This window comes from Tardiphaga robiniae (assembly GCF_001618955.1).
In the GTDB taxonomy this organism is placed as follows: domain Bacteria; phylum Pseudomonadota; class Alphaproteobacteria; order Rhizobiales; family Xanthobacteraceae; genus Tardiphaga; species Tardiphaga robiniae_A.
Genome location: NZ_LVYV01000056.1, coordinates 153,531 through 179,107, shown reverse-complemented (window position 1 = coordinate 179,107; position 25,577 = coordinate 153,531). Strand labels below are relative to the sequence as shown.

Genomic DNA, 25,577 nt, shown 5'->3' with positions numbered 1-25,577 from the left:
GAGGAGTAAGTGGTGCCAGGAGAGCCGGTGATCCTGATCGTAGAAGACGATTTTTTGTTGAGGCTGGATTCCGCCGAGACGATCGAGCACGCCGGATTTGAAGTCATCCAGGCAGCCAATGCCGATGAGGCCATCGCACTCCTCGAAGCACATTCAGAAATTCGCGTCGTCTTCACGGATATCCAGATGCCGGGTTCGATGGACGGGCTGAAGCTTGCCCTGTTCGTCCGCGACCGCTGGCCGCCGATCAAGATCATTGCAACGTCCGGACACGTGGTGGCCGGCGAAACCGATTTGCCGGCGGGGAGCTTGTTTCTGCCAAAGCCGTATCGTGGTCAGGCACTCGTCTCCGCGCTGCGCGAGTTGACCGGCGCAGCCAATTAGAGCACCCCTCAAAGGAGGCAACTCGTTTGCTCTCTTAAAAAAGCACCGGTTTTGCTAATTTGACGCCACCTCACGTGTGGCTCCTGCGACGCGCTCTAGCCTCGGGACTAAGACGTTTCCGTACACGCGGATATTCGCCCGCACTACAGAGCGGAAAGATCGTCTGGAGTCCTCCCACCTCTCGATATCTCAGCGTCGCTGAACTCACCTTGATCTGGACTGCCAGTGCGTTGGAAGGCAACCGCGCCGACTGCCTCACCAGGCATTGGCCCACCCTCGCTAAGAAAATTTTAACCGAAACAATAAGGCTGCGTGAACAACTCGTCTGCGTCGGTTGTTTTCCTTAGGGTGACAACCTAAGGAAGCATGCTTCCGGGTTAATTGGAGCTATCGAATGACCGAGGATGATGTTCTCGCTGCCATTGCCTTAGGGCCAATCTCGCGTTCGGAATGACATTATCCAGCTTCAACGAATTGGGATAGACGTCGGCCCAGCTCAGAGCTCGCTCGATCGACTCCAAGGCAAGCTCGATCTCTTGTTGGATGAGCGCGATGCACTCGCAGGCGAGGCGAGGCGTAAATATCCCCGGAATAGAAAACGTCCCGCGGCTCGGCCTAACAACGCCAAATAATCTACCATCGCCATCCGCAATGACGGCGCCCGCGATGCCACCAGCACACCCAACGGCGCCCGCGCCGGGAGCGTCTTCGCCAGCCGGGTCCGTGTGGCGGCCCCCATTGCGCTGGCGTGATGAGATCGGTTCGCATTTCAGTCGCGCCCAAGACAGGTGCGACAGGCATGGCCTCTGCGATATCAATGAAGCGAATGCCAGCCGCGCCGATTGCCGCGACCGCGAGCGCATTGCTCGCTAAACGAAGGAATGCCCGACGGTTAGGGATATCCGGCATTGTTGCCTCCTCGCGGCAATCCTCACGTGCAACAAACTATATGGTAATATTCGATAATCTGACATCGGCAGAAACCCTAAGCAATTTTGTGCGACCTAAAAATCGAAACAAGATCGCGCCCGTTGGCCGGCAGTCATGATTTCCTCCGCTACGCCGGACTGGTCTGGCGTTCCACCGGCATTCAGGGTTTCCCCCAATAGCAATCCGCGCAGCGATCGCCCTTTATTGGGGGCTGGGGACGCTTTATTGGCACGACCGGGCGGCGCGACGGGGACGCGCGCGGCATTTACGGCACCGGTCCGCAATACACATATGATTTCCTTGGCCTTCAGGCTGGCCAAGACTTTGTGCGCCGCGAACACAGCAATGGCAGCCGGGATCATCTCGGTTTGTATTTTGCTCTCGGCGGGGCCTACGGGCGAGTGACTCATTATGACGGCATCACCGGCGAAAGTGACGTCAAGGGCTACACTCTCGGCGGTTACTGGAGAGACGTGACTATGTCGAAGAACACGAACGACGCCGAGACTCTATCCATGTGGGCGACGGATATCCTCCTTGAGGCCCACGCCATCGCGCCCTGTCCGGATCACGGCTATCTGCGCCTTCGTCACAGCCACCATGCCGTGGATTATGCAAGATCGATCGCCGAACATCGAAAGTTCTCCGGTAAGAACAAGGAGCAACGGGTGAAAGCCATCGAGAAAGTACTCGATGGCCTAGCGGACACCTATCCGGCCTGCGAGTGATGGCCCGGAAGCTCAAGACCTACCAGACATCGATCGGCTTTTTCGACCTGGCCGTTGCCGCGCCGTCCATGAAGGCCGCGCTCGAGATCTGGGGCGCCGACAGCAACCTGTTTCACCAGGGCTTCGCCGAGGAGACCGACGACCCTGCAATCGTCTCGGCAACAATCGCGCATTCCGGCATCGTTTTGCGGAGAGCAGTCGGCACCAATGGCGCGTTCAAGGAGACGAGCGAACTTCCGAAAGGCCTTGCGGCCGGCAAGAAAGTGTCAATTCCGCGGAAGCGGGTGGCTCCTCAGGCCAAAGCGACCAAAGTCGACAACGCGGAAGCACGTAGAGCCGCGGCCATCTTCGACAAACAGCAGCGGAAACGCGAAGCCGACCAGCGCAAGGAAGAGCGAGCCAGGATCAAGGAGCGAGAACGGAAAGCAGCGCAGGTTGCAAGCGCACAAGTAGCCTTTGATGCCGCTGAACAGGAGCACGACGCGAGAGATGCCGCGATACAGGCGGAACGCGACGAAATCGACAATCGCACGGAGGCCGAACGACGGCGCTGGGAGCAGCAACGGGAGAAGCTGGGCGCCGCGCTACGTCGGGCCAAGAAGGGCGGCGACTGAGGCGGGAATTGGAACGGAATTCCGATTGTTCGGTTTCGTAACCATGCAGCCTCGCAACATGGATACAATCTTCATTGCAACCGCTTTTCCACTGGCGCTTATTCTCCTCGCGATCGCGTACGCCCCCGTTCTTATTTGGTTGGTTATGATGTGCCGGATCCCCCTGACCTTTGACTTTGCGCTGCGGCTCCATAACTAGGTCGTAGATCCACAGCCTTGGTAGAATCCACTGTCCGACCAATTCAGTTTGTTTGCGGAAAACACGCCAGGTCCCGATGGACTCCGGTATGCCGAAGACTTCGTTTCGGCAGCGGAAGCGCTCGACCTTATAGCCCAAGTGGCCGACTTGCCCCTCCAGCCGTTTCAGTTCGGCCAGTATGAGGGCAAGCGTCGCGTAGCCTCCTTCGGGTTCAGCTACGACTATACGGCACGCCACCTCGTTGAAGCCGAGCCAATTCCTCAATGGCTCTCCGATGTCTCACATCGCGTCGAGACTTTCGGTGGACCCAGTACGCGAATACAGCAAGTCCTCTGCACCGAATACGACGTCGGCGTCGGGATCGGTTGGCACAGGGACAAGCCGCACTTCGACCGGATCTTCGGCCTGTCGCTGGGCGCGATATGCAAGTTCCGATTTCGCAGGCCCGCTTCGACCAAGTTCGAGCGTTTCACCCTCGAAGCGAAGTCCCGTTCGATCTACATGATGTCCGGCGAGGCGCGGTCGGTATGGGAACACAGCATTCCGGCCGTCGAAGCCAAACGCTACTCCATCACCTTCCGGACGATGGTCGAGCGTAGCCCCTAAATGGCAAAGAATCGGATATCGAGGACGAATGGCGAAACGGACCGGCAGCGCCGATCTTCCTTTGCATGGTGGACGGGTTCCGCCATGGCTGGCCTCGCGCATGTCAGCGCTCGGTGCCATCGTCACCCAGGCGATCGTCCACCATTACGGTCGCGACGAATTTTTGCGGCGGCTGTCCCATCCGTTCTGGTTTCAATCCTTCGGTGCCGTGATGGGAATGGACTGGCATTCGTCGGGGATCACGACCAGCGTCATCGGTGCTCTCAAGCGCGGCCTGGGTCCGCTGCAGGACGAACTCGGCATCCACGTCTGCGGAGGTCGGGGCCAGCATTCGCGGAAAACTCCTGACGAACTTCACGCGCTCGGCGACCGCATCGGATTTGACGGGGCCGCCCTGACGCGCGCGAGCCGTCTCGTCGCCAAGGTCGATAGCGCAGCGGTCCAGGATGGCTTCGATCTCTACCTGCACGGCTTCTTCGTCACCGACGAGGGCAAATGGACGGTGGTCCAGCAGGGCATGAACGGCGACAAGAAACAGGCCCGTCGCTATCATTGGCATTCCGAGAACCTGACGAGTTTCGTCGACGAACCGCACAGCGCCATCGATGGTCCGTTTCAAGGAAACGTCGTCAATCTGACGGATGGGCGCGCCGCGCCTTCCCGAACAGCGCAACTGGACCTGCTGATGGCTTTGGGACCCGACGGCATCGTCGACGAGTTCGCGGCGCTGACTGGCAGCGCGCCTGCCCAGCCCCTCCTGCCGCATCTCGTCATGCCGGCGCATCACGATGTCCGCTCGAGCGATGTGTTCACCCGGCGCCTTCATGGCACGCTCGCCGCGGCTGCCGAGCGCGGGCCGCTCGACTTTCCCGAGCTACTGCTCACGCCGGGCGTCGGCGCACGGACGGTCCGCTCGCTTGCGATGGTGGCCGAGGTCGTCCATGGCGCGCCGTACCGCTTCCGCGACCCGGCGCGGTTTTCACTCGCCCATGGAGGCAAGGATCGTCACCCGTACCCGGTGCCGATCAAGGTCTACGACGAGACCATCCGCGTGCTGAAGACAGCCGTCCAGAACGCCAAGCTCGGCCGAGACGAGGAGATGCAGACTCTGAAACGGCTCGACGACCAGGCTCGCCGCCTCGAACAAACGGCAAGCGGTCCGTCCTTCGAGGATTTCGTGGATGGCGAATTACAGGCATCCTCCGCGCTCGGCGGTCGCTCGGTCTTCGGCTTGGAGGAGGAGCGATTCGGCGAGCGGTCGGCAGCGAAATGAACACCCGGCTGCCGCGCGTAACGCCCCTGACGCTGAAGAGCAAGGACGCGCTCGCGCTTTCAGCCCTCCTGATGAAGCCGCGGAACGCGCAAGCCTGTTTCGTCTTCGCCCACGGTGCAGGCGCAGGCATGACGCATCCGTTCATGGAAGATGTCGCTGCAAAGCTTTATGGCCATGGCATCGCGACCTTGCGCTTCCAGTTCCCGTTCATGGAGAAGGGCAGCAAACGCCCCGACACCCCGGCTGTTGCGCATGCGGCCATACGATTGGCCGTGGCGGACGCCCGCCGTCGATGCCGCGGCATGCCTATTATCGCGGGTGGCAAGTCATTCGGCGGGCGCATGACCTCGCAGGCGCAAGCAGAAGATCCGATCGAAGATGTACGCGGGCTGGCCTTTGTCGGTTTCCCCCTGCATCCGACCGGTAAACCTTCGATCACAAGGGCCGAACACCTTGCAGGCATTCGGATCCCCATGCTCTTCATCCAGGGAACGCGTGATAAGTTGGCGGAGCCCGTGCTCCTTCGCCAAGTTTGCAAGGGATTGAGATCGAGGGCAACCTCTCACCTAATCGATGGCGCCGATCACGGCTTTCATATCCCGGCCCGCAGCGGACGGACCGACCAGAACGTAGTGGCGGAAATTGCGCTCACCATCTCCCAATGGGTGGAGCGCTTGGAAAGCTAATGTCGCCCCCCGTCGAGCCCGCTCGGATCGAATTACTTCGCGCCCATGTCTCCGGCGAGCAAAGCTGCATACGCCCGGGCCTTTTCGAGTGCCCTGACTTCCACCTGCCGCACACGCTCGCGTGACACGCCCAGTTCTGCGGCCAGGTCGTCAAGTGTAAGAGGGGTATCCGACAGCCATCGTGCTTCGATGATACGCTGCTCTCTCGGTTTCAGATGGGCGAGCGCTTGCCCGAGGATCTGCCGCCTCCAGTTAAGTTCGCTGCGTTCCGCGACGTCGTCTTCAAAATTCGACGTTGGGTCGGCCAAGCGCTCCTGCCACTCAGCGCCTTCTTCTTCGTCCACTCGTGAAGCCGCATTGAGCGACATGTCTCCGAGGAACCGCCGGTTCATCTCGATGACCTCGCGTTCGGGCACATTCAAGCGACGCGCTATCGTTGCTACGTGGTCGGGCTGCATATCGCCTTCTTCGAGCGCTGCGATCTTGCTCTTCAAGCGACGCAGGTTAAAGAACAGCCGCTTTTGGGTGGACTTGGCGCTAATCTGGACGATCGACCACGACCGCAGGATGTAATCTTGGATCGTTGCCTTGATCCACCAGGTGGCGTAGGTCGCAAGCTTGAAACCTTTAGACGGATCAAATCGCTTCACGGCTTGCATCAGGCCGATGTTGCCTTCCGAAATGACATCAGCGATGGGCAGCCCATAGCCGCGATAGCGCATAGCCAATTTAGCGACCAGCCGGAGATGGCTGGTCACAAGATGATAGGCAGCCTCCCTGTCGCCCCCTTCGCGTAAGCGCTTGGCGTAGGCGAACTCCTCTTCAGGTTTGAGGAGAGGAAACTGCTTGATCGCGGTGAGATGTTTGTAAGGCCTTCTCCAGCGGCCAAGGCTGGAAGTGCGAATTGGGTCATCACTGCCTCCTGTTGACTTCACGACGATCAGCGCGCCATTCGAATATCGCGCGTATCCGCGACGGCCGAAGCCATCGCGGAACGATTGCACGAAGTGATCGAATAGGCGTCAGGCCGCCTTGGCTTCAAGTTGCTCGACGTTTGAGCGCGGGCCTGCGTTGATGGCGATCCTTCGCGGCTTCATGGCCTCGGGAATCTCGCGGATCAGGTTGATCTGCAGAAGGCCGTTCTCGAAAGTCGCGCTGGTTACCTGGACATGGTCGGCGAGGTTGAATTGCCGCTTGAACGCGCGACCAGAAATGCCCTGGAACAGGAAGTCACGCTTCTGTTCGCCTTTGCGGCCCTCGACCGTCAGAACGTTCTGCTCTGCCGTCAAGCTGATCTCGTCCGGCGAAAAACCCGCCAGAGCAAGCGAGATGAGGTATCGGTCATCCCCGACACGTTCGATATTGTATGGGGGAAAACTGTCCTCGTTCGCGCGCTGAGCGGCATCCACGAGGTCAAACAGGCGGTCGAAGCCAATGCTTGAGCGCCAAAGCGGAGCAAAGTCGTAAGTCTTCATAGCCAAATCCTCCAATGAGCAAGATGGGTATGAGCGGGCGCCGGACACCCCCGGCGTCCGCCTCACGCTGGACCCAACCTCTGGCGTCCAGCGCACCTAAAATAAAAAAAACTGGCGGAAAGTTTCAAGGGGGGTGGGGCAAATTTTTTTGGCTTCCGCGCGGGCGAATTCTTGACCGCCCAGTCGACCGCTCTACATCGCTGATCGCCGTCTCAAACAGAAAGGAGTGAAGGAGGCGACCACTAAGCTTACGTCGATCCATGACGCCCAGTAAGGGGCGATTAGCCGATCGCGGTCGAGACGACTGATCCCGCCAGATGCGGCGGGCTCCTAGCGCCGACGGGGGCGTTTCACCACTGGCTTTCCTTCTTCGACGGCAATGCCATCCGATGCCCAAGCGGTATGAACGCATTCCTTGTCTGGGATGAACGGACTCCTCAACTCTCTGACAGCCGCAAACCCTATCAGCTGAATATTTGGCAATCGCGGCGGTCAGCTAACCTGGCCAAACGGATAATTGGAACCTGACGGCCGGCAACGAATTGACCAAATTCCGAATTTTATTGAATTTATGGGGTCACGTGAGCCTTTTTCTCAGTCCCGTTCGAAACGCTTCGAGTCGTCGCGACCTTGTACAGCTGCCGCCAGCTGAGGCCTTCGCATGACGGCAATGATGGCTTCGGGGCTGCGCAGTGATGTGCTATCCGCATTGGGCGATCATATCCGCCAGATATCAGACCCTGACGATCTTGCGTACGCCGCCGCGGAGACCTTGGGGCGGGCTCTCGGTGTCAGCCGCGCGGGTTACGGCACGATCGACCTTTCCGCTGAAACCATTACGATAAGCCGGGACTGGAATGCGCCGGGCATAAAAAGCCTTGCTGGGGTTTTGCAATTCCGGGATTACGGCAGCTACATTGAGGACTTGAAGCGCGGCGTAACCGTGGTGTTCGCCGACGCCGAAAAAGATGGTCGGGTAGGAGATCAGGCGAAGGCCCTTGAGCTTATTTCGGCACGCGCCTTGGTGAACATGCCCATCCTTGAGCCAAACGGCGTGGTGGCATTGCTCTATCTCAACAATGCCGAAGCACGAGAATGGTCAGACGCCGAACTTGACCTCATGCGGGAGGTCGCTGACCGGACCCGGACTGCGGTAGAACGGCGTAGGGCAGAGGCAACTATTCGGGCAAATGAAGCCCGTCTTGTCTTTCTGGATGACCTCGGCAAAGAAACTGCGAAGTGCCGGAGGGCCGACGAGATTCTATCAGTCACGACCCGGATGCTAGGCCAGCACCTCAACGTGTCTAACTGCGCCTATGCCGACATGGATGAAGATCAGGATGGCTTTACTATTCGCGGCGACTGGGCAGCACCTGGCGCGAAACACATCTTAGGTCACTACAGCCTTGCTGACTTCGGCAGAAAAGCTGTTCAGGAGCTGGGTAACGGCCGACCGCTGATCATCAATGACAATCTTGAAGAATTGGAGCCGGAAGAAGCCCGAACCTTCCAAGATATTGGGATCGGATCCACTATTTGCATGCCCTTCGTGAAAGAGGACCGCTTAACGGCATTGATGGCAATACATCATCAGGCCGCCCATCGCTGGGCGGCTGGCGAGCTGGCCCTGCTTGCGGAGGTTACCGAAAGGTCGTGGGCTCATATCGAGCGAGTCCGTTCAGAAGAAGCCGCGCGAGAAGCCGCAGAACGCCTCAGCCTAGCTAACAACGCAGCCGGTATCGGAACGTGGGACTTTGACCCGGTAAATAACGTCCTTCGCTGGGACGCGAGATGCAAAGCTCTGTTTGGCCTTTCATCCGAAGCCGAGATTTCATATGAAAAATCGTTTCTTGCGGGGCTGCATCCTGACGATCGCGAACGCGTTCATCGCGCGGTGACCAACGCCTTGGACCCCTCCTCCTCGGCTGCATATCGCATCGAGTATCGGACGATTGGAATCGAGGACCGGATCGAACGATGGCTCGCCGCAACGGGTGACGCAATATTCGTCAATCACAACGCAGTGCGCTTTGTTGGCACTGTCATCGATATCACGGCGCGCAAGAAATCCGAACGACATCTCAGGATCTTGAATGACACGGGGGCAACCGTCGCCAGGGAACGCAATCTCGAGACCATCGTCCAGACCGTTACGGATGCCGGCCTGGAGCTCTGCGGTGCGGAATTTGGCGCGTTCTTCTACAATGTTCTCTCGCCCGAGGGCGAGAGCTACATGCTCTACGCGCTCTCCGGCGCGCCCCGGTCTGCATTCGCGAATTTTCCGATGCCGCGGAATACAGCAGTGTTTGAGCCGACGTTTCTTGGCACGGCGGTTGTACGATCAGAAAACATCCTCGCCGACCCGCGATACGGCAAGAACGCTCCCCGCAAAGGAATGCCCGAAGGCCACCTTCCGGTGCGCTCGTACCTTGCGGTACCGGTCATCTCACGCACCGGTGACGTTTTGGGAGGGCTGTTCTTCGGCCATCAGGAAACCGGCAAGTTCCAAGAAGAGCATGAGGCTGCTCTCTTGGGAATTGCGGGACACGCGGCGACGGCCATCGACAATGCGAGGCTGTTTGCGGCTGTCGAAAGGGAGCTCGCCGAGCGGAAACGGGCCGAGGCGGAGCTGCAGGCGCTCAATATCGATCTCGAGCAGCGTGTGGCCACGGAGATTGGCGAACGTTCGAAGGCGGAGGAGCAGCTGCGACAGGCCCAAAAGATGGAGGCGGTTGGCCAATTGACTGGCGGGATAGCTCACGACTTTAACAACATGCTCGCCGTGATCATCGGAGGCTTGAATCTAGCCCGCCGGAAGCTGGCAAAGGGTGACATTGACATCACCCGCTTCATTGACGGAGCCTTGGACGGCGCTAACCGGGCCGCTACCTTAACCCAGCGCTTGTTGGCTTTCTCCCGCCTGCAGCCCTTAGCTCCAGAAGTCATCGTAGTGAATCGTATGATCGCGGGTATGAGCGAGCTTCTCGATCGGTCGCTGGGCGAGACCATTGCAATCGAGACAGTGCTCGCAGCGGGGGTGTGGAACGTCCAAGCCGATCCGGCTCAACTTGAGAGCGCTTTACTCAACCTCGCGGTCAATGCGCGGGACGCGATGCCTCAAGGAGGAAAACTCACGATCGAAACGATGAACGCGTCTGTGGATGCGGCGTATGCCCGACAATACTCAATTGAACCGGGACAGTTCGTTCTCATCGCAGTGACCGACAGCGGTACCGGTATCAACAGCGATGTGCTGAGCAAAGTTTTTGATCCGTTCTACACGACCAAAGAAGTCGGAAAAGGCACGGGCCTTGGCCTTAGTCAAGTATACGGCTTCGTGCGTCAGTCGGGCGGTCATGTGAAGATTTATTCGGAACTTGATGTTGGCACCACCGTAAAAATCTACCTGCCGCGTTTCTACGGCGAGGTTACGACCGATGCTTCGACTGGCGCGGTGCGCGCAGACGTGGGGCAGCATCAAGAGCTGGTCCTGGTGGTTGAGGACGAAGAACGCGTGCGAGCGATCTCTGTCGAGACGCTTCGAGAACTTGGCTATTCGGTCATAGAAGCTGCAAGCGCGCGAGAAGCCATTCACCTCATTGAGAACGGCTCACGGCCCGATTTGGTTTTCACGGACGTTGTGATGCCCGAAATGACAGGCAGTGAGCTCGCAAAAGTCCTCCAACCGCTGTTGCCCGACGCCAAGATTTTGTTCACCACGGGCTATACGCGAAACGCCATAGTCCATAATGGCGTTCTGGATGCGGGTACGCATCTCATCTCAAAGCCTTATACAATCAACGATCTTGCAGAAAAGGTCAGGGCGTTGCTTGACGGCCTCTAAAACCAAAGCTGCGGCGCCTTAAGCTGAACGAAAACAACAGATACAGGAGCTCTGGCTGCCGACGTATTCCCTCGATCAACGCGATCAATTGACGCTCCTCGGCTAATGCCCATCGGCCAGATCGAAGGTGCACGGAGGCCTCAACATCGGGAACAGACAGGAAATCGATTGGGATATCGCACTTGGATTATGTAAACAGAAGTGGATGATTTGGTTCCGCTCCAAGACTGGTGAGTGCAGATCAACAGGTCTCGCCGCGTCAGCTTTTTCGACGATGCCCCAATTTATTGCATCTTGACAGTGCAAGCCAGATCGAGGAAATGCGGCCTCCCGCCAAATTTCCGACGTCACGATGGTCAAATCCGAACTTGTTCAACGCATCGCTAAACATAACCCACGCCTCTACCAGCGGGACCTTGAGAACATCGTGAACGCGATTCTCGATGAGATCGTCGCTGCGCTGGCACGCGGTGACCGGGCTGAGCTTCGCGGTTTCGGCGCATTCTCGGTAAGGCATCGCCCCGCTCGTGCAGGCCGCAACCCACGTACTGGAAAACATGTTACCGTGCACCAAAAGTGCCTTCCGTTCTTCAAGGCCGGAAAGGAAATGCGCGAGCGCCTGAATCGCGAAAATGCTGCGCCGGAAATGAGCGCTGCCTCAAGACCGGCCGCCGGTTTTTCGGGGAGCTAAACCAGCTTTGTCTAACCGTAGGGGGAAGTCTGAAAGCATTTTAGGCGCAATCGCTAAGGACCGGCGCTCTCCTCACGCGCAGATTTTTCCTGTCTGGGGAAAATGCATACTGCGTATCACAAAACGAGTAGGCGGAAACCTCAACGACATCCGCCACTTGAGCTATTTCATGGACGGCGAGGTACGCAGCACTGGTACGGGGCACCTGCGTACTGCGTACCGTAGGGCAAAGGTCTGGTGCCGGATGCCTTAGCGGTGCGTGCCTTTAATGAAGTTTTTGAGACGGGCTTCGAAAATAGGCCGTTCCGATACAGAAGCTACAGCTCACGAGATGTCTTTTGCTGTTTGCTATCGGACGCGTCCATTTCTCCGCATTCCGCGCGCACGATGCCTATTGATCGTGAACGTTTAGCCACAACTGGATTGCTCGCGCGGCACGCATCCACTCGCTGGAGCTTTGGGGGACGCTTCGGCTGTGCTGATATCCAGCCAGATCGCGGATCGCAGTCAAAGCTACTCGTTCAGCCTCGGCCATCGCGGGAGAGGTGTTCGTGGTAACCTGCTCGGTGGCCAGGCCGTTCAGCAAAATGCGGGCTTCCTGCTCGGTGCTGATCGCGGCGACCTTCAGGATCGATCTGCAGTAACGGGCCTTGATCAGGCTTTGGTCGTCGCTCATTCGAGAGCGCTCGGCGGCTTGGGCATGTGGCAGCGTAGGAAGGTCAAACTGGTTGGTCTTGTTCAAGATGCAGCCTTGGTCGATGGGACCATAGAACAGGCAATCGCCGGCTTAGTTCCCGCCCGTGAAGGCAGATCAAACCTCTTTCAGGAGGTAGCGAGCGCGGAGCTGCTTCTCTATTCGCACCACAGTCTTTGCCAGATCGGGATAGTGCCGGCGTTCGGTGGCATTCGTCAGCGCGGACCAATTGCCGTTACCGATTGGAATAATCGCAATCCCGGCATTGGGAAAGTTGGAGCCTGCAAGCTTCTCGTGAAAGAGCCAGATCAGCTCGTTGGCGGTCGCTTTCTTTTTAAGCATGGAGGTCAGACTTCAGAACGAGGTGGGAGTCTGACTTCCTGTAAGGGATCACTCCGGGGCGCGCAATTCATATTGATGGCGCAGTTTGTTTACGGTCATTTCCAGCGCGCTATGCAAAGCACCTGGATCAATTCGACCTTCTGTGAAGGCATACAGAGTCCAATTCGTATCGGCTCGAAGGTCACTGTATTGGACGTCGACTGCCTTCAGCGTTTCGCAACCTGGGCGTTTTCTCATCTCCGCGAGGGCTTCGCGCTCCAGCTCCTTTTTAGAAAGTATCACTTTCATCGATTGGCTCCGGCGAGTTTTCCAGAAAACAGCCGCTGTGGCGGATCGTTCCCGGTCGCGAAGGTTCAGCAATGAATGATCACTCTGTCGCCATGTTTCACGCCGCCCTTAAGGTGGTCATCAAACGTGCAATCATCGTGCTCGATGCGCTCGGCGACTCCGAGATGAGGTGTCAGAACCAGGGCAGGTCTGGATAGGGCGATCAACGATGTGCGCTGGCTCAGGGTATATTGACTGACAACTCTCACCTTGAGTGAAGAAATGCGCCCGCCCCGGAGATGTCCGCGGCGGCCGTAATTGTTCTGATTGTCTCGCCAATCGTCTGGCAAATAGAAAAGGCCGGCATTCATTTGCCGGCCTCTCACTGACGTCAGTGTTTAGAAGGTGCCGGTGCCGAAGTTGCCCAGATTGAAGCGGTAGTTCAGGCCCGCTTTGATCGTGTGCTCGTCGTTTCGGAAGCCGCCGATAGCAAACGTCGGAGTGACGAAACTGGTCGTCCCGAAATCGTAGTACTGATATTCCACCTTGCCCGACCAATTCTGGCTGAACAGATATTCGAGACCGCCGCCAACTGTGTAGCCATCCCGGCCACCATCACCGGTGAAGCCGTTGGTGAAGCGCGAGTCGGCCCAGGCGTAACCGCCCTTTACGTAAAGAAGGGACGGGCCCCATGTGTAACCGAGACGGCCGGTAACCGAACCGAGACCGCGGTTTGCAAAGCTGCTGCTGGTGTCGATGAAGCTGTAGTTCGCTTCCAAACCAAACACCCAGTTAGGCGCGAACTGCGTGTCCCAACCGATCTGACCGCCGCCCATGAAGCGACCGTCGTCACCGCCGCCGAGAACGTTGTTCGAATTGCCGCGGAAGGCGCCGCCGACGTGACCGCCGATATAGAAGCCGGTCCAATTGTAGATTATCGCGGGCGCCATTGCGGGCGCCTTGGTGTAGGGACGTGCAGCCATGTCGGCAGCCGAGGCCGACGTTGCAGCGAAAAGTAGCGCGGCCGTTGCGAGTAAGTACTTTTTCATGTGTCGCTCCATTTTTAAATCTGTAGCGAGATCGTATGAACTAATCCGCCCCACTACCGTCTCTCAAAAGGCACACACGGGGACGATCGCGCCGAAGTTGTGAGCTGCAGGCGGGAACAAATTAAAGCGTGCGGCACCCGCTACCGTCTGGTTCCATACGCAGGAAGAGCGACGCTGAGCATCCAGCTGATCAAGCAAGCCTTGATGGCAGCATGCCGGCGTGACAGGCCTGATCATGGGCACGGATCGAGGCGGACACCGCCGGTATCCAGACTTCGGTATTGAAGCTGTCCGCCCGCTGCACCCGGAGCGAGGCGGGTTTCGCATTCAATGGGCTAGTGATGTCGTTGCGCAGCATTTTTCTAACCCGTACTCTCGTTCTTCTGTCTATCGTCCTCGATTTTCGCGCTGCATCGATCATGTACTGTTGTTGCGAGTGTCGGCGATCCGCACCTGGATGCACTCGAAGTCCGTTCTTCGGAATGTGGGCAACAAGCTCTACTGACCAATGGCAATCTGACTATTCGTTACGTTCGACCAGAGACGGGCTATCGCCTCGGAGAAGAGCTCGTGCTTCTTGGATCAGTTCGTTGGCGATCTGTTCGTTGATCAGAAAATCGTAGTGCCAATCTCGGGTGACTAACGTCAGAGTACCAAGGAGCGGGGAATCGTGTATCGACATCACGCCCACGTCGAGGGCCAGCAGCGCTTCGAGGTCATCCTCGGCGGGCATGTTGAGTGGTTTGTCATGCAGGGAAGCCGCTGGTTTCTTTGTCATGCTTTGAGCTTACCCGAGCGCAGTACGACATTTGGAAAGTCGATGAGATCTGGCAAGCTGGGTGTCAGCATGCGGGACACTCATCACTCAGCCCATCGAGCACGCTCTCGACCGCCGCGATCCGCTCCTTTTTGCCCGAGAATGTTCGGTGTTCTGCCAGCGACAGAGCGTAGTCCACAGCGTGATGGCTGTGTCGCAAACGCATATAGCATCGCAACCCAAGGAAACTCATTGATCCGCCTGTTCTCCGCGTGCGTTTTGCTGTGCGCATTTTTCAATTCACCGGCGTTTGCCCAGAATTTTCTCGAAGGCGTTGTCTCGATTGGCGTCAAGTTGACCAAGGAAGAAACGTGCGTCGCCAGCCAGTACGGCGTTGGGGATGGCTACCACGGCCGTAGGACGGCTTCGGGCGAACGGTTCAACGCCTACGCCCTGATGGCCGCGCACAAGAGCCGGCGCTTCGGTAGCCACGTCACGGTCACGAACAAGAACAACGGCAGATCGGTGCGGGTCCGCATCACGGACCGGCCCGTTTATCGAGGGGCTGCATCGACCCGTCTCGAGCAGCAGCCAACGCAATCGGCATGGGCGGGATCGCGCGCGTAACCGTTCAGTAGCCCACGAGGCCCGAGAGGGTGACCCGGATGACCCGGTCTTGTTTACGGAGCGATTCTCAGCCGGCGAGAAACTAAGCGACTTGAGACAGAAATCCGGTTATCATTGACGTCGCCGGTTGCGGGCGGGGAGAATACCGTTTCGACGTCGAAGCTCGTGTACATGCGGCGAAGAGCTAAGGTCCATGAAGCATGGAGGCCCTGCGATGTGGATAACATTAATGGCTTGCTTCGCTTGTTTTCTGATCGGCGGATATGCGGGCCTCTGCCTTGGTTACTACTCGGGTACGGAAGTGGTCCGGCAAGAGGTGCGAGAGTTGTTGGACAGACGGTGGCCGATCGCAGAAGGTCAGTCGGCAGTCATTCAGGACAACGGCGGCGCCTTCTCCGCAAACTGAACGACGGCCTGTCGTCAGGCGTGCCCCCATTTAAGTACACTCCGGCGCGCTCCTCAACTCTCCGCGCTCGTTCCTGGTATTTCACCGCCAGAGCATTTAGCCGGTCGGACACTGATCGATACCCGCCGAATTTCGCAAACTCTTCGCACCTTCGAGATATCGCTCTCAGTCGTGCAGCCGTCACATCCCATCATCCAATAACCGCGTACAATACTTCTATTGAGATTTAGTTCGCTTTGCGAAAACGTCGCACCGCCCGTGGCACAGGGGGTAGCCACAATGGGGTACGAGTGTTCATGAGCCTTCTAGCCCGAGGGCTAGCGCAGAAGGGAGCAAGGTTCTGCATCGCTCTTCCTATTTTTCTGTGTCAGTCGGAGCACTAGATTGCGAGGCCTCGGGGAGGTGTGCAGTCGGATTACTCCGTGCGGAGCATTTACACGGCTCGTTGACGTCGGAATGCTCTTGGCTCGATCAAGCCTTGTCATTCAAACGGCGTAAAGGCAAAGGGAAAGCCGCAATGTTGAACTTGACCCAGAGTGCCGCATTGCCTGCCGCGATTGCATCCCTTCATCCATGCAGGGAATCAATCTTCAACATTTCCAATCGCGCATCCCTCGTCAGGTCGGATGCTGATCCAGACAAGAAGCCTGACCTAGCTGGACAACGTGACGTACTACACGCGGTCCTGGCGCGAATTGGCTGCGGGCAAGTTCTACTCAAACGAGACGGTTTGCTTGACGTGAGCGCAATCGGTCGTGCGATATTGGAACGCGAATGTGGCGCCGCGAGCGGGGAAACACTCTATCGCGCCGTCAAGCAACTCGTGAATCGCGCGGGAGCGCAAATTCCCGTTGGCTCGACATCATGGCTCGCGACTTCCTTCAGGGAAGGCGTCACCAGGCTTGTAAGCCAGATGATCAATGTTTGGACCGATGAAACCAGCACCATCATTCTGCTCGATCTTGACGCTCATCCAGAGCCGACGCCTGAGGCGCTGCGGCGCTTGTTCGGCCTTACAGCCGCGGAAAGCCAGCTTGCAGTCGAATTGGCGCGTGGTCATAATTTGCTTGATATTTCTCGCTCCCGGCGTCTGAGCCGGACGACAATCCGCTCACACCTGGCCTCTCTGTTCGTCAAAACTCAAACAAGGCGGCAGGCGGAGCTGGTTGCATTACTCGGGCGTGTCGCCGTCCTCCCGTCTCATGGCAATTGAGGTCGGCGATAGGCAGCCAGAAAGCCGGAGTGAAGTGCGATCGATGGAGAGATGTTGGAGCTGAAGGGCGTAGCTCCGCTTTGCGCGCACTAAGGGGATCAATCGCTATGGCTAACCTGGGGAAACCTATAAAGCCACGAAAGCAAACTTTCACCCGAACTAACGGGACGTCAACGAGCGTTAGCCTCGAGGATGCCTTTTGGGACGCGTTGACAGAGATTGCGAGCGAAGAAGGTATCTCTCGGTTAACACTGACTAGGCGGATAGATCGCGACCGAGTCCACTCCAACCTTACGTCAGCTATCCGAGTTTCTGTTGTGGAGCGTTTTATTGCCAAATACCGCTCGGCAACTGGCGCCGATGCGGATAGGCAGCAGAAAGCCGGCCCCGGAGAGGGCGGGCTTTCTCGATATTGCCGACATTACTTTTCCGGATGACCGGAGCCGGGCGGTGTCGTCTTCGGAGCCTTGCCATCTTCGACACGGCCTTCGTTGCGGAGGTCGCGACCTTGCTGGGCCTTCTTCTTGCTCTCCGCGTCCTTGCCGTGTTCGTTCAGCTCTTCCTTGACGAAGCCGGCACCTTCTTTGATTTTACCTTCCACGCTCATATTCATCTCCTGTGCTGTTAGCCATAAAAAACTCAGCTGGGGCAGTTTTGATCCGTCGCAAAGCGATCTTCCGCGAGACGCCGGGTAGGCACCGACGCCGAACCAGTCCGCAATTGTCACCGACACAGCCGAGCGCCCGGTGCAGGACCGGGGAGAAGCGATCACATTCACCGGCTCTTTCTGCTACCGCCGCCCTTGGAAACCAGGCCATCGCTTCCGCCGTCACCTGAAACAAAACGGCCCGAACTGCGTCATCGTCCCGGGAGCGACCATGACCGGGAAAGGACAAGCGATGTTACGGAAAACTGTAATCCTTGCAGTTGCTGTTGCCGCCATGAGCCTGCTTCCACTAACCGATGCTTCGGCTCGCGGCGGTTTCGGCGGCGGTGGGTTTCATGGTGGCGGCGGCTGGCACGGAGGTGGATGGCATGGAGGTGGGTGGCGCGGCGGTGGATGGCGCGGCGGCTGGGGGGGACCGGCGTTCGTCGGCGCGGGATTTGGTCTGGGCCTGGCGAGCGCTGGCTGGGGCATTGGCGGTTGGGGTCCGGGTTGGCGTGACCCGTGTATTCGTCATCGACAGGTTTGGACCCGTTGGGGTTGGCGGATTGTGCCCGTGAATGTTTGCTGGTGAATCCTGTTCGGCGCTGGGAATTTTGCCTGCTAGCGGCCGACTGCAATCACCACGTCGATTAAGCGCTGGGTATGACTGCTACCGCGCATGGTCTGAACTGAAACTTCGGAAACAGGCGGCTGCTGGTGCGCGGCCTCACTTCGCATCTTGGCTCGGAGTTTTGTCCCCAACCCGGCCGGCCGGAGCGACGCTGGCGCCGCTATTTCTCAAAGAAGGCGGCCCAGCGTTCGGATTGGCCATCACGCCCGTGTTGGTGCTGCTCAGCGAGTTCGTCGCAGCCGCGCCAGCCGGCGACTGTCCGTAGGTTTGCGAGCTGGCTGAGGACGATGGCGCCGCGGTGACGCTGTTGATGTTGCCGGTCCCGATGTTGCCGGAGTTGGCAGCGCCCGTAGCTCCGCCGGCACCAGCGCCAGACGATCCTGCGCCGCCAGCTGAAGACGCGCTGCCACCCGCCGAGCCGCCGCTAGATCCTCCCCCGCCGCCACCTCCACCACCTTGGGCGAAAGCAGGCGCTGAAATTGCGACAATTGCCGAGATTAATATCGCGACGGCTGTGGATGACATGATCGAGCTCCCTGTTGAGCCGGTTCAAAGCGAATGTTGGAGAACAGTTCCGAGACTGTTTGGAACGATATGCCGGATCGCAAGCTTGTGCTGCTGCAGCGAGGAGATCACGACATGACTGACAAAACGCTACCACCTGCAGAGCCGGCCGAAGATTTGAAAGATGTCGTCATCGACGGCGTCAAAGACGCCGCCGACCGGGTCAGCACAGCGATCGACGAGGGTCGCAAGCCCGGCAGACCGTTAGACATTCTGGCAAAGGTCACACGGGACGCGCCATTGGGGGCCCTCTTAGTTGCTTTTCTTTTCGGAGCAGCAATGGCGCGGCGGCGCCATTGGTAGACAGATGAGTTACGATCCTGCTCGCAATATTGTCGACGGTTTGTTGAAACTAGGCGCGCTGGCGTCCAGATAGGTGTCTTGATGGCTGAGGCGCTCCTCGCTGCGGGTGGTTCCACCAAAACGTTGCCAGCCGATGACGTTCCAGATCCGCCGCCTTCCCCCGCTCAGATTGAAGCGATTGCGCTAGCGCTCGAGCGGGAGATCCTTGGCAACTACGAACTCGGCTTCCAGGCTATGCTTCGGCTGAACTTTCCCCGGGATCGACTTCGAGAAATCGCCGTCACAGCGCTGAATGCGGCGCGCGGCGCCGGCCGCACGACCACCGGTGCAACTGCAGGGAACGATGCTGAATAGGAGATGTTCCAACGTAGTCCCGTCCCGTTTGAACGGGAGCTCATAAGCTGGGAGCCAACATGTTTGCATCTACTCTCGTCGCAATGACCGAAGCTTCCCTTCTCGACTTCGAAGCAAGCCGGGTCGTCGCATTGCGTATGCAAGTTTTTATGCTGGGCGGGACGGCCGCATGGAATGAGGCTGATCTGATGGTCCGTGAAAAGACGAAAGCCTTCAGTCAGGCGTTCCTTGATCTTGCGGCTGGGTCATCCCGATCAGACGTCTACTCTGACCTCAGAGCGATAGTGAAAGAAAACTACGATCGGCTCTCCGAGCGGCATTAAGCCCTATGAGCAATGCCGTGTTCCAGAAAACAAGTGCTCCGACGATAGTAGGCATCGTGAACTCAGCACCTTTTGGTCAGGAGCGCGGAAGCCTCTCGGCTTCCGTTGCTTGGGCCGGGCGTCACTCCAGCAATTCCTGCCGATGCAAGAAGGTGCCGTCGATCAGGACAACTGCATGGTAGCGGATGGCGAATACCACAGCCGGCCTGTGTCGCGAAACGCGCGGTCCAAACCATCGACCGCATCATCACCGCACTGCGGTCGGGATCCTTCTTTAAGGTTCCTCCGATAGCTTCATCTCAGCGGCACTGTAATGCCTACCGCTAGCTGGTAGACGAAACGACAGACCCGCCGGAGCGACCCGGCGGGTTTTCTTTGGAGGCGGCAGTGGCATCAGCAATCGAGCTTATTGTCAGCGCATACATCCAGGTTGGTGATCGGGCGGCGCTGGTCGGTCTGCTGGATCATCGAAAGCGCATCGCTAAGGACCTGCGAAGCCGGACCGGTTTCGATTTTCGCGTGCCGCTGGATGCTGTCGAGAATGAAATCGAGGTCATAGAGGCAGGCGTGGCCACATTCGATAACTCGCCGTCCTAGTATCTCGTGCGTGCTCTTCTTGACTCTCGGTGGCTTCATGCGACGTTGTGCCGATAGCAGCAGGGAGAGCGATGTGGCGACTGGTACCGTAAAGTGGTTTAATGCGACCAAGGGCTTCGGCTTCATTCAGCCGGACACAGGTGGCAAGGACGTGTTTGTGCATATTTCGGCCGTGGAACGGGCGGGGCTGAGCACGCTCAACGAGGGTGCCAAGGTCAGCTATGAAGAGCAGGAAAACCGCGGAAAGACGTCGGCAGAAAACCTGCGCGTCGGCTGATTGCGGCGAACTGACTGAAATATCGATCCGCCGGTTTCCCAGTCCCCCGGCGGTTCTCCTTTGCTCAGAAGAAACCCGGGCTGAGATCCAAGCCGTAGGTCATTGCAAGGATCGATACGAACAGTCCGGCCGCCCCGAACCAGACAAGATGCATCCAAGGCGACGTTGTGGGTGCTGTGACGATCGAGGGCGTTGGCTGCTTCAGTGCGATTGGCATGATGGCCTCCTGTGTTGCTGGCCTTCATAGGTGCGGCGAGCTGTCGCAGAGGTTCAGTTCTATTTTGCTGACGAGACGATAGCGGCCGCGCACGAACAGCGGGACCGTCGACGACCACGAAGACGGCCCCGCCACGCGCTCGAACCTTAGCCCTGGGGGGCATCGGGCCGTTCGGCGAACCTCAGGATGGATTGGTTTTCGGGAGGTGTCGTCACAGCATTTTGCCGCATCGACGGCGTTACCGCGCATAGAGCGATTCGCGAATACCGTGTTGCGTGCACTCATCGTGACTAAAAGGGAAAGCCCGAAATCGAAGGGGTTTAGCAAATACGAGATGCAGTACGTAAATCCGCAAAAGAACGAAGCCGATACCGAGCGAAGTAGCTGAATTTTGTTGGGCAATTCATGTTGGCCTCGGAGCGATTCGAACGTCCGACCCTCAGAATCGAAATCCGGTGCTCGTTCATGGCATTGCAACATTTTCCCGATTGGAACTGAACGACAGTCTTTTTTGTTCTTCCCCGATAAACGGGGGCGTGATGGATGGTAGAAAAGGCCGGAACGGAAGCGTTGCGCAAGCGACGGATGGTGCACATCGAACAAGCGTCACCCAAAGCAGAGCGAAAGCCGCTACCTTTAGGAGCTGACGCGCGTAGGAACTCCCGGGTCGTGCTTGCCCTGGTCCTTTTCGGCCTCGGGACATGGACCGCCTCAGCTTTTCTGCCGGCCCTGATATGGGCCACCATTCTCGCAGTTGCCCTGTGGCCGCTGTACCTTAAGTTTGCGGGGCGCTTTTCGTCAGGTCATTCAAGTCTGGCAGCGTTCATCTTCACCGCAATCGTGGCTTTGGTGCTGTTCACCCCGCTGTCACTTGCCATCTACCAAATCGCGCAGCAAGGCGACGTTCTTGTGAGGTGGCTAAAGCAAGCCCGCGAGAGTGGTGTTGAGGTGCCGGATTGGGTCGCGCGTCTACCGCTCGTTGCGGAAACTCTGCAAACTTGGTGGCGCGCCAACCTTTCGGATCCAAAAGCTGCAGCGGCATGGCTTCAAACTGTTAACGCGGATAATGCGTCGGAGTTGTTTAAAACATTCGGCTCACAGCTGCTTCATCGTCTTTTTCTGTTGCTGTTCTCGCTTCTGACCTTGTATTTCCTCCTCCGTAATGGTCGCGCTGTCACGAGCCGTTTCCTCGAGACGTGCGACCGCCTTATCGGCGATCCAGGAGAGGGACTCGTCGAGAAAATGGTCGAAGCGACGCGCGGCACGGTCAACGGTACAATTCTCGTCGCTGTGGGCGAAGGATTGCTTATTGGTGTCGGATTCTTGGTCGCCGGCGTACCGACCCCCGTGATGTTTACTATAATAACCATAGCATTCGCGATGTTACCGTTCGGGGCCTGGTTGGCTTTCACCGCGGCGGCATTAGTTTTGGTCTCCGGCGAAGGCAGTGGGTTTGCGGCCGCTGGGGTGTTTCTATGGGGTGCGATCGTTATGCTTGCTGGCGATCACTTCGTATGGCCCACTCTGGTCGGTGGTTCGGCGCGACTTCCCTTTCTTCTAGCATTTGTTGGTATCTTCGGAGGTATTGCTGCGTTTGGCCTGTTCGGCTTATTCCTAGGGCCTGTCATTATGGCAGCACTACTGACCGTGTGGCGCGAGTGGATCTTCCGGCCAGTGCCGCAGTAACTTTGTGATCCTTCTTGAAGAGCTCCGCAAAATGAAAGATTTCCATATGGACTACGCTAGCTACTAACAAACCGAGGAGGTGCCTTTGCCGTCACAACATCAGTAATGGTCCAAAGATCGTGGTCCGCGGGAGGGGCCAACACGGCAGGAATCAGCTTTAAGTCAAGGTGTTCTGCGCTGGAGTTAATTAACTTCTCAAGCCAATCCCCGGCATTGATGTAGTTCACCTTCAGCGCCGCGAAGCTCGCGCGCAGGCGACGAAATAATGAGTTGAGCCGCGTCCAAGCAAGAATTACTCGATTAGAGGGTTCACCAGATTGCGCCCCTCAGCAGTGGCGAATCCACGCGGCAACGAAAGGCACATTGTGAGGTTGAGTGCCTTGCTGTGAGTGACCTCCAGCCCGCATGTGGCTCGCGTAGACGGCTTGCTTCAGGTTTCGCCCACAGGCGTCATACGCGCCATCGAACGGCTTGGCCTAATAAATCCAAGCGAAATCTAAAGCCCCCGTCGTCCGCCTTAGCCGCTGTTCAGTACAAGACTTGCGGCAGCCAAGGTTAGCGAGAAGATCGGCGCATTCAATTCGATCTACTACGTTCCACCTAACTCACGCGACCTCACGTCGATAGGCAGCTCCAGATCCGCGAGCACCCATCCAATGCGGCATCGCTGCACCGTCGCGGTGGCTGCCGCCGACGCTGCCGGCGGTCACCGCAATCACCGCGCCCAGCAATATGGCCGCCGCTACGGAGAAGGCCAGTATCACTGAACTCCGTCGAGATTTGGCTATCGACGCTTGAGAGGTTGCAATCGCGGCATCGACCCGTTTTTCCGCCTCTGCGCCGGCGAGACCGGTGTTCGCGGCAACGAGTTGAGCAAGATAAGATCGATCCTCGCTGCTCATTCCCGAGTGGCTCGACGAGGTCAAGAGAATTCTTCCCGCCTCCGCACGTTCCTGCAGAAGGTCTACGTTTGCGGCGCGACGCAAGGGCCTGAACAGGCGGTCGATCTCGTAGCTTAGCAAAGGCTCCGCAGCGCTGGTGCGTGCTGACGATGAGTTACTGTTCGGCCGCGTTAGTGTCGCGCTTCCAATGAAGGCCGCAAGCGCTACGCCAAGAACAACGGCAAGCGCCCACGCAGCGAGTCCATGTAGACCATCGCGCTGTTCAATTTCGGCGGTATCCAAAGCAGCCAGACCGACATTTGTCCGCCCTGCAATATAGCCTCCCACTCCGAAACTCAGCGCGGCTTGGAGAATGAGATAAAGTCCCGACAATATCCAAAGCGCAGCGGAGGCGTCCCGCCAAGTCGGAGCCGTCGATGAAACGCCAAGTCCGATCGTTACGCCAAAGGCCAGCAGAATTGACGAAAGCGCGGTCGCTATGAGGGCACCGAGGATTACGGGCGTCCAGCTCAAATACCTTGAGGGGACTGCAATGGAAGCTGCGGCAGGTTCAATCGATTTAACCATCTCAGCGCAGCCCGAAGAATGACAACACGGCCAAGATGACGACGATTAATCCCACCAGATAAATCAAACCATTCATCGTTCTTCTCCTCGTTTTGTTACCGTCAGAGCCTGCAGTTCTCACCGCAGTACTTCAAAAGCAATCGCTCGGCCGTCTGCTGCATGAATCGACTTTTTTTGCCCTGCGTTTTCAAACTCTCGAATACTGCTTATTGTTCCCGACGCGTTGAGGCTCGAGGCCTTAAGTGACGGTGGCTCTACCTGCCGCCAGGGGCTGCGGCGCATCCTCATCGCTCGCTTGTCTCTTCTCGGCCTCCAACGTATTCCCCAACTGGGAAAAAGATGATTGTGGCCGAAGGCGCCCGTCGGGATGGTCTTCGGGCGGTAAAAACGACCTCGCGTCCAAACGGCGAATCGGCCTGCTCGCTCCTTGATTGATCGTTCGCGGCGGTCCTTAGCCTCCAGCGCCACGGCGGCGCTTCCGGGCCGTCGAGGAGCAAAACGATGAGCTACCATCTTTCAAATGGATGCCCAGTTCGGGCTGCGGGACAAAAATGTACTGATCTATTGAACGTCAATTTACGGCGACATACCGCGCGCTTCTCCGCTATGGCCGACGTTTCGGGAAGAACTGGCAACTTTCGCCGTCGTGCTGAGTTGGCACCGACTGTAAGCAATCGCCGGAGCGAGAATGGTTGACGAAGTGGCGGTGAGAAGGGCGGCAGAGACAGCCTGGACGGTGTAGAGGGCGGCGCATCCCGACGTCGATACACAGGACAGCCGCCGCTGCCTGCTGGAGCGCTATCTGCACAGGAGGCGTGAAGCGCGAGAAAGCGATACCGAAGAACTCGCCAGCTTCGGCATAGCGCACCTGCGCCGGCTTCCCCAAGACGAATGTTGACGGGCATGAAAATGCTCGCTGGATGGGCTCAAGGAAGCACAAGGCCGAATTGGACACTGCTCGCGATTTCATTCCTCATTTCCGCGACCATCGTGACAGTCCTGCGGTTCGTGTTCGGAGGCTAGCCGATGCGGATTGACCAACTTGCTTCGTTGTAGGTCGCGGCGAACTTGACACCCCGGCCCGTGACGGGTCGGCAGAATGCCGAGCGTCGTCTAGTCCTGAGCCGGCGCATGGACATGGCGACGACGAAAGTTACGATGAAGGGATTTGCGAAGCCAGGACGGAACCCGCATCATCCGTCCATCAGGACCCAGCGGCGTCCGCGGCTTCGCGAGCTTTCTCGCCCATGCGTTGCACAGTCCTTTCACCGACCTTCTCGGCAGCAGCGCGTGCCTCGCACTTGGTCCGGATATCCTCTAATTCCTCGTCGGTCAGATGCTCGATGCCGACGAATGAGTTATGAGCGGCACTCGTTCGGATGAGTTCGTCTAGCTTCACCTGAATGGCGGCGCTGTCTCGGTTCTGAGAGTTCTGGATGAGAAAGACCATCAAGAATGTCACAATCGTCGTCCCAGTGTTGATGACAAGCTGCCACGTGTCCGAGTAACCGAACAGAGGACCGGTCACGGCCCAGATGATCACGACGGCGGCTGCGACGATGAACGTCGTGGCTCGACCCGCGAGTTGAGAAGTCTTGTTAGCAAGGTCTCCAAAAAAGCGGGAAAATCCGCTGCGGCGTTCGTTGTTTGACACTATTGAATCCATTTTCCGGTGCGACCTTCCATAACATGCCGTGCAAATTCAAGGCGATGGTAATTTATTGC

At 57.9% G+C, this 25,577-nt stretch carries 30 protein-coding genes; 17 read left to right on the top strand and 13 right to left on the bottom strand.

Annotated features, from left to right (window positions below; all coding sequences use genetic code 11):
* The first annotated feature begins 12 nt into the window (after window positions 1–12).
* The 6 genes from A4A58_RS28920 to A4A58_RS28890 all read left to right on the top strand — a co-directional run bounded on the left by A4A58_RS28920 (window position 13) and on the right by A4A58_RS28890 (window position 5,420).
* The gene (locus tag A4A58_RS28920) at window positions 13–384 is read left to right on the top strand and encodes a response regulator (RefSeq protein ID WP_433993660.1); all 372 of its coding nucleotides are present in this window, start codon (window positions 13–15) and stop codon (window positions 382–384) included.
* A gap of 1,133 nt (window positions 385–1,517) precedes the next feature.
* Entirely contained in the window at window positions 1,518–2,042 is a 525-nt protein-coding gene (locus tag A4A58_RS30625; protein WP_139069980.1) for an autotransporter outer membrane beta-barrel domain-containing protein, read from the top strand.
* Window positions 2,042–2,656, top strand: a complete 615-nt coding sequence (locus A4A58_RS28905) for a cell envelope biogenesis protein TolA (RefSeq protein WP_068738784.1) — start codon at window positions 2,042–2,044, stop codon at window positions 2,654–2,656. The genes A4A58_RS30625 and A4A58_RS28905 overlap by 1 nt, the downstream gene beginning before the upstream one ends.
* A 247-nt stretch (window positions 2,657–2,903) precedes the next feature.
* Window positions 2,904–3,461 carry an alpha-ketoglutarate-dependent dioxygenase AlkB gene (locus A4A58_RS28900; RefSeq protein WP_068738783.1) on the top strand — a complete coding sequence of 186 codons (558 nt, stop codon included), beginning with the start codon at window positions 2,904–2,906 and terminating at the stop codon, window positions 3,459–3,461.
* Window positions 3,462–3,489: 28 nt separating this feature from the next.
* The gene (locus A4A58_RS28895) at window positions 3,490–4,734 is read left to right on the top strand and encodes a DUF763 domain-containing protein (protein WP_068738782.1); all 1,245 of its coding nucleotides are present in this window, start codon (window positions 3,490–3,492) and stop codon (window positions 4,732–4,734) included.
* Entirely contained in the window at window positions 4,731–5,420 is a 690-nt protein-coding gene (locus A4A58_RS28890; RefSeq protein ID WP_068738781.1) for an alpha/beta hydrolase family protein, read from the top strand. The genes A4A58_RS28895 and A4A58_RS28890 overlap by 4 nt, the downstream gene beginning before the upstream one ends.
* Window positions 5,421–5,452: 32 nt before the next feature.
* Here A4A58_RS28890 and rpoH read toward each other — a convergent pair whose 3' ends face one another.
* A complete protein-coding gene (gene rpoH, locus A4A58_RS28885; RefSeq protein WP_433993661.1) occupies window positions 5,453–6,325 on the bottom strand; it encodes an RNA polymerase sigma factor RpoH in 873 nt (290 codons plus the stop codon).
* Window positions 6,326–6,442: 117 nt separating this feature from the next.
* Entirely contained in the window at window positions 6,443–6,895 is a 453-nt protein-coding gene (locus tag A4A58_RS28880) for an Hsp20 family protein (RefSeq protein ID WP_068738780.1), read from the bottom strand.
* 661 nt (window positions 6,896–7,556) lie between these two features.
* Between A4A58_RS28880 and A4A58_RS28875 the strand changes: the two genes are divergently transcribed.
* Together A4A58_RS28875 and A4A58_RS28870 are read left to right on the top strand one after the other, a co-directional pair.
* On the top strand, window positions 7,557–10,739 hold the full coding sequence (locus A4A58_RS28875) for a GAF domain-containing protein (RefSeq protein ID WP_068738779.1): 3,183 nt from the start codon (window positions 7,557–7,559) through the stop codon (window positions 10,737–10,739).
* 352 nt (window positions 10,740–11,091) lie between these two features.
* Complete coding sequence (locus tag A4A58_RS28870; RefSeq protein WP_068738778.1) at window positions 11,092–11,430, top strand: integration host factor subunit beta; 339 nt, start codon at window positions 11,092–11,094, stop codon at window positions 11,428–11,430.
* Window positions 11,431–11,821: 391 nt separating this feature from the next.
* Here A4A58_RS28870 and A4A58_RS28865 read toward each other — a convergent pair whose 3' ends face one another.
* From A4A58_RS28865 to A4A58_RS28845, 7 genes are all read right to left on the bottom strand, one after another.
* Entirely contained in the window at window positions 11,822–12,172 is a 351-nt protein-coding gene (locus A4A58_RS28865) for a hypothetical protein (RefSeq protein WP_068738777.1), read from the bottom strand.
* A gap of 69 nt (window positions 12,173–12,241) precedes the next feature.
* Window positions 12,242–12,466 carry a hypothetical protein gene (locus A4A58_RS28860; protein WP_068738776.1) on the bottom strand — a complete coding sequence of 75 codons (225 nt, stop codon included), beginning with the start codon at window positions 12,464–12,466 and terminating at the stop codon, window positions 12,242–12,244.
* A 48-nt stretch (window positions 12,467–12,514) separates the two neighbouring features.
* Window positions 12,515–12,754: a hypothetical protein gene (locus A4A58_RS30620; protein ID WP_139069979.1), complete on the bottom strand. Its 240-nt coding sequence runs from the start codon at window positions 12,752–12,754 to the stop codon at window positions 12,515–12,517.
* 65 nt (window positions 12,755–12,819) lie between these two features.
* Window positions 12,820–13,104, bottom strand: a complete 285-nt coding sequence (locus A4A58_RS30615; RefSeq protein WP_139069978.1) for a hypothetical protein — start codon at window positions 13,102–13,104, stop codon at window positions 12,820–12,822.
* Between the two features lie 27 nt (window positions 13,105–13,131).
* Window positions 13,132–13,782: an outer membrane protein gene (locus tag A4A58_RS28850; protein ID WP_068738774.1), complete on the bottom strand. Its 651-nt coding sequence runs from the start codon at window positions 13,780–13,782 to the stop codon at window positions 13,132–13,134.
* Between the two features lie 190 nt (window positions 13,783–13,972).
* Complete coding sequence (locus tag A4A58_RS31030) at window positions 13,973–14,140, bottom strand: hypothetical protein (protein ID WP_158005765.1); 168 nt, start codon at window positions 14,138–14,140, stop codon at window positions 13,973–13,975.
* Window positions 14,141–14,302: 162 nt separating this feature from the next.
* The gene (locus A4A58_RS28845; RefSeq protein ID WP_139069977.1) at window positions 14,303–14,560 is read right to left on the bottom strand and encodes a hypothetical protein; all 258 of its coding nucleotides are present in this window, start codon (window positions 14,558–14,560) and stop codon (window positions 14,303–14,305) included.
* 231 nt (window positions 14,561–14,791) lie between these two features.
* Here A4A58_RS28845 and A4A58_RS28840 point away from each other — a divergent pair, with 231 nt between their 5' ends.
* From A4A58_RS28840 to A4A58_RS31890, 3 genes are all read left to right on the top strand, one after another.
* Window positions 14,792–15,166: a septal ring lytic transglycosylase RlpA family protein gene (locus A4A58_RS28840; protein WP_244499905.1), complete on the top strand. Its 375-nt coding sequence runs from the start codon at window positions 14,792–14,794 to the stop codon at window positions 15,164–15,166.
* 923 nt (window positions 15,167–16,089) lie between these two features.
* Complete coding sequence (locus A4A58_RS30610; protein WP_139069976.1) at window positions 16,090–16,785, top strand: helix-turn-helix transcriptional regulator; 696 nt, start codon at window positions 16,090–16,092, stop codon at window positions 16,783–16,785.
* A gap of 107 nt (window positions 16,786–16,892) precedes the next feature.
* On the top strand, window positions 16,893–17,222 hold the full coding sequence (locus A4A58_RS31890) for a ribbon-helix-helix domain-containing protein (RefSeq protein WP_081422138.1): 330 nt from the start codon (window positions 16,893–16,895) through the stop codon (window positions 17,220–17,222).
* On the opposite strand, the gene A4A58_RS28830 is transcribed toward A4A58_RS31890, so the two are convergent.
* Window positions 17,207–17,392: a hypothetical protein gene (locus A4A58_RS28830; protein ID WP_068738891.1), complete on the bottom strand. Its 186-nt coding sequence runs from the start codon at window positions 17,390–17,392 to the stop codon at window positions 17,207–17,209. The two genes, A4A58_RS31890 and A4A58_RS28830, sit on opposite strands and share 16 nt — an antisense overlap.
* 1,309 nt (window positions 17,393–18,701) lie before the next feature.
* Between A4A58_RS28830 and A4A58_RS28820 the strand changes: the two genes are divergently transcribed.
* From A4A58_RS28820 to A4A58_RS28800, 5 genes are all read left to right on the top strand, one after another.
* Window positions 18,702–18,929, top strand: a complete 228-nt coding sequence (locus A4A58_RS28820) for a hypothetical protein (protein ID WP_068738890.1) — start codon at window positions 18,702–18,704, stop codon at window positions 18,927–18,929.
* A gap of 81 nt (window positions 18,930–19,010) precedes the next feature.
* Window positions 19,011–19,283, top strand: a complete 273-nt coding sequence (locus A4A58_RS28815) for a hypothetical protein (protein ID WP_068738767.1) — start codon at window positions 19,011–19,013, stop codon at window positions 19,281–19,283.
* 59 nt (window positions 19,284–19,342) lie between these two features.
* On the top strand, window positions 19,343–19,606 hold the full coding sequence (locus tag A4A58_RS28810; RefSeq protein ID WP_068738765.1) for a hypothetical protein: 264 nt from the start codon (window positions 19,343–19,345) through the stop codon (window positions 19,604–19,606).
* Between the two features lie 387 nt (window positions 19,607–19,993).
* Entirely contained in the window at window positions 19,994–20,203 is a 210-nt protein-coding gene (locus tag A4A58_RS28805; RefSeq protein WP_086937168.1) for a hypothetical protein, read from the top strand.
* Window positions 20,204–20,276: 73 nt separating this feature from the next.
* On the top strand, window positions 20,277–20,480 hold the full coding sequence (locus tag A4A58_RS28800) for a cold-shock protein (RefSeq protein WP_068738889.1): 204 nt from the start codon (window positions 20,277–20,279) through the stop codon (window positions 20,478–20,480).
* 64 nt (window positions 20,481–20,544) lie between these two features.
* Here the strand turns inward: A4A58_RS28800 and A4A58_RS31025 are convergent, their stop codons facing one another.
* Entirely contained in the window at window positions 20,545–20,697 is a 153-nt protein-coding gene (locus A4A58_RS31025) for a hypothetical protein (protein ID WP_158005764.1), read from the bottom strand.
* A gap of 669 nt (window positions 20,698–21,366) precedes the next feature.
* On the opposite strand from A4A58_RS31025, the gene A4A58_RS28795 reads away from it, so the two are divergent.
* Window positions 21,367–22,383 carry an AI-2E family transporter gene (locus A4A58_RS28795; protein ID WP_244499904.1) on the top strand — a complete coding sequence of 339 codons (1,017 nt, stop codon included), beginning with the start codon at window positions 21,367–21,369 and terminating at the stop codon, window positions 22,381–22,383.
* Between the two features lie 605 nt (window positions 22,384–22,988).
* Here A4A58_RS28795 and A4A58_RS28790 read toward each other — a convergent pair.
* Together A4A58_RS28790 and A4A58_RS28785 are read right to left on the bottom strand one after the other, a co-directional pair.
* Window positions 22,989–23,852 carry a hypothetical protein gene (locus A4A58_RS28790; protein WP_068738760.1) on the bottom strand — a complete coding sequence of 288 codons (864 nt, stop codon included), beginning with the start codon at window positions 23,850–23,852 and terminating at the stop codon, window positions 22,989–22,991.
* 1,204 nt (window positions 23,853–25,056) lie between these two features.
* A complete protein-coding gene (locus A4A58_RS28785) occupies window positions 25,057–25,518 on the bottom strand; it encodes a low affinity iron permease family protein (protein ID WP_068738758.1) in 462 nt (153 codons plus the stop codon).
* Window positions 25,519–25,577: the final 59 nt, after the last annotated feature.

Excerpts from the sequence above, each read along its gene's own strand:
- A4A58_RS28905 (WP_068738784.1), top strand. The coding sequence starts at position 2,042 with ATGGCCCGGAAGCTCAAGACCTACCAGACATCGATCGGCTTTTTCGAC.
- A4A58_RS28895 (WP_068738782.1), top strand. The coding sequence starts at position 3,490 with ATGGCGAAACGGACCGGCAGCGCCGATCTTCCTTTGCATGGTGGACGG.
- A4A58_RS28890 (WP_068738781.1), top strand. The coding sequence starts at position 4,731 with ATGAACACCCGGCTGCCGCGCGTAACGCCCCTGACGCTGAAGAGCAAG.
- A4A58_RS28880 (WP_068738780.1), bottom strand. The coding sequence starts at position 6,895 with ATGAAGACTTACGACTTTGCTCCGCTTTGGCGCTCAAGCATTGGCTTC.
- A4A58_RS28875 (WP_068738779.1), top strand. The coding sequence starts at position 7,557 with ATGACGGCAATGATGGCTTCGGGGCTGCGCAGTGATGTGCTATCCGCA.
- A4A58_RS28870 (WP_068738778.1), top strand. The coding sequence starts at position 11,092 with ATGGTCAAATCCGAACTTGTTCAACGCATCGCTAAACATAACCCACGC.
- A4A58_RS28860 (WP_068738776.1), bottom strand. The coding sequence starts at position 12,466 with ATGCTTAAAAAGAAAGCGACCGCCAACGAGCTGATCTGGCTCTTTCAC.
- A4A58_RS30620 (WP_139069979.1), bottom strand. The coding sequence starts at position 12,754 with ATGAAAGTGATACTTTCTAAAAAGGAGCTGGAGCGCGAAGCCCTCGCG.
- A4A58_RS30615 (WP_139069978.1), bottom strand. The coding sequence starts at position 13,104 with ATGAATGCCGGCCTTTTCTATTTGCCAGACGATTGGCGAGACAATCAG.
- A4A58_RS28850 (WP_068738774.1), bottom strand. The coding sequence starts at position 13,782 with ATGAAAAAGTACTTACTCGCAACGGCCGCGCTACTTTTCGCTGCAACG.
- A4A58_RS31030 (WP_158005765.1), bottom strand. The coding sequence starts at position 14,140 with ATGCTGCGCAACGACATCACTAGCCCATTGAATGCGAAACCCGCCTCG.
- A4A58_RS28845 (WP_139069977.1), bottom strand. The coding sequence starts at position 14,560 with ATGACAAAGAAACCAGCGGCTTCCCTGCATGACAAACCACTCAACATG.
- A4A58_RS30610 (WP_139069976.1), top strand. The coding sequence starts at position 16,090 with ATGTTGAACTTGACCCAGAGTGCCGCATTGCCTGCCGCGATTGCATCC.
- A4A58_RS31890 (WP_081422138.1), top strand. The coding sequence starts at position 16,893 with ATGGCTAACCTGGGGAAACCTATAAAGCCACGAAAGCAAACTTTCACC.
- A4A58_RS28830 (WP_068738891.1), bottom strand. The coding sequence starts at position 17,392 with ATGAGCGTGGAAGGTAAAATCAAAGAAGGTGCCGGCTTCGTCAAGGAA.
- A4A58_RS28820 (WP_068738890.1), top strand. The coding sequence starts at position 18,702 with ATGACTGACAAAACGCTACCACCTGCAGAGCCGGCCGAAGATTTGAAA.
- A4A58_RS28815 (WP_068738767.1), top strand. The coding sequence starts at position 19,011 with ATGGCTGAGGCGCTCCTCGCTGCGGGTGGTTCCACCAAAACGTTGCCA.
- A4A58_RS28810 (WP_068738765.1), top strand. The coding sequence starts at position 19,343 with ATGTTTGCATCTACTCTCGTCGCAATGACCGAAGCTTCCCTTCTCGAC.
- A4A58_RS31025 (WP_158005764.1), bottom strand. The coding sequence starts at position 20,697 with ATGCCAATCGCACTGAAGCAGCCAACGCCCTCGATCGTCACAGCACCC.
- A4A58_RS28790 (WP_068738760.1), bottom strand. The coding sequence starts at position 23,852 with ATGGTTAAATCGATTGAACCTGCCGCAGCTTCCATTGCAGTCCCCTCA.
- A4A58_RS28785 (WP_068738758.1), bottom strand. The coding sequence starts at position 25,518 with ATGGATTCAATAGTGTCAAACAACGAACGCCGCAGCGGATTTTCCCGC.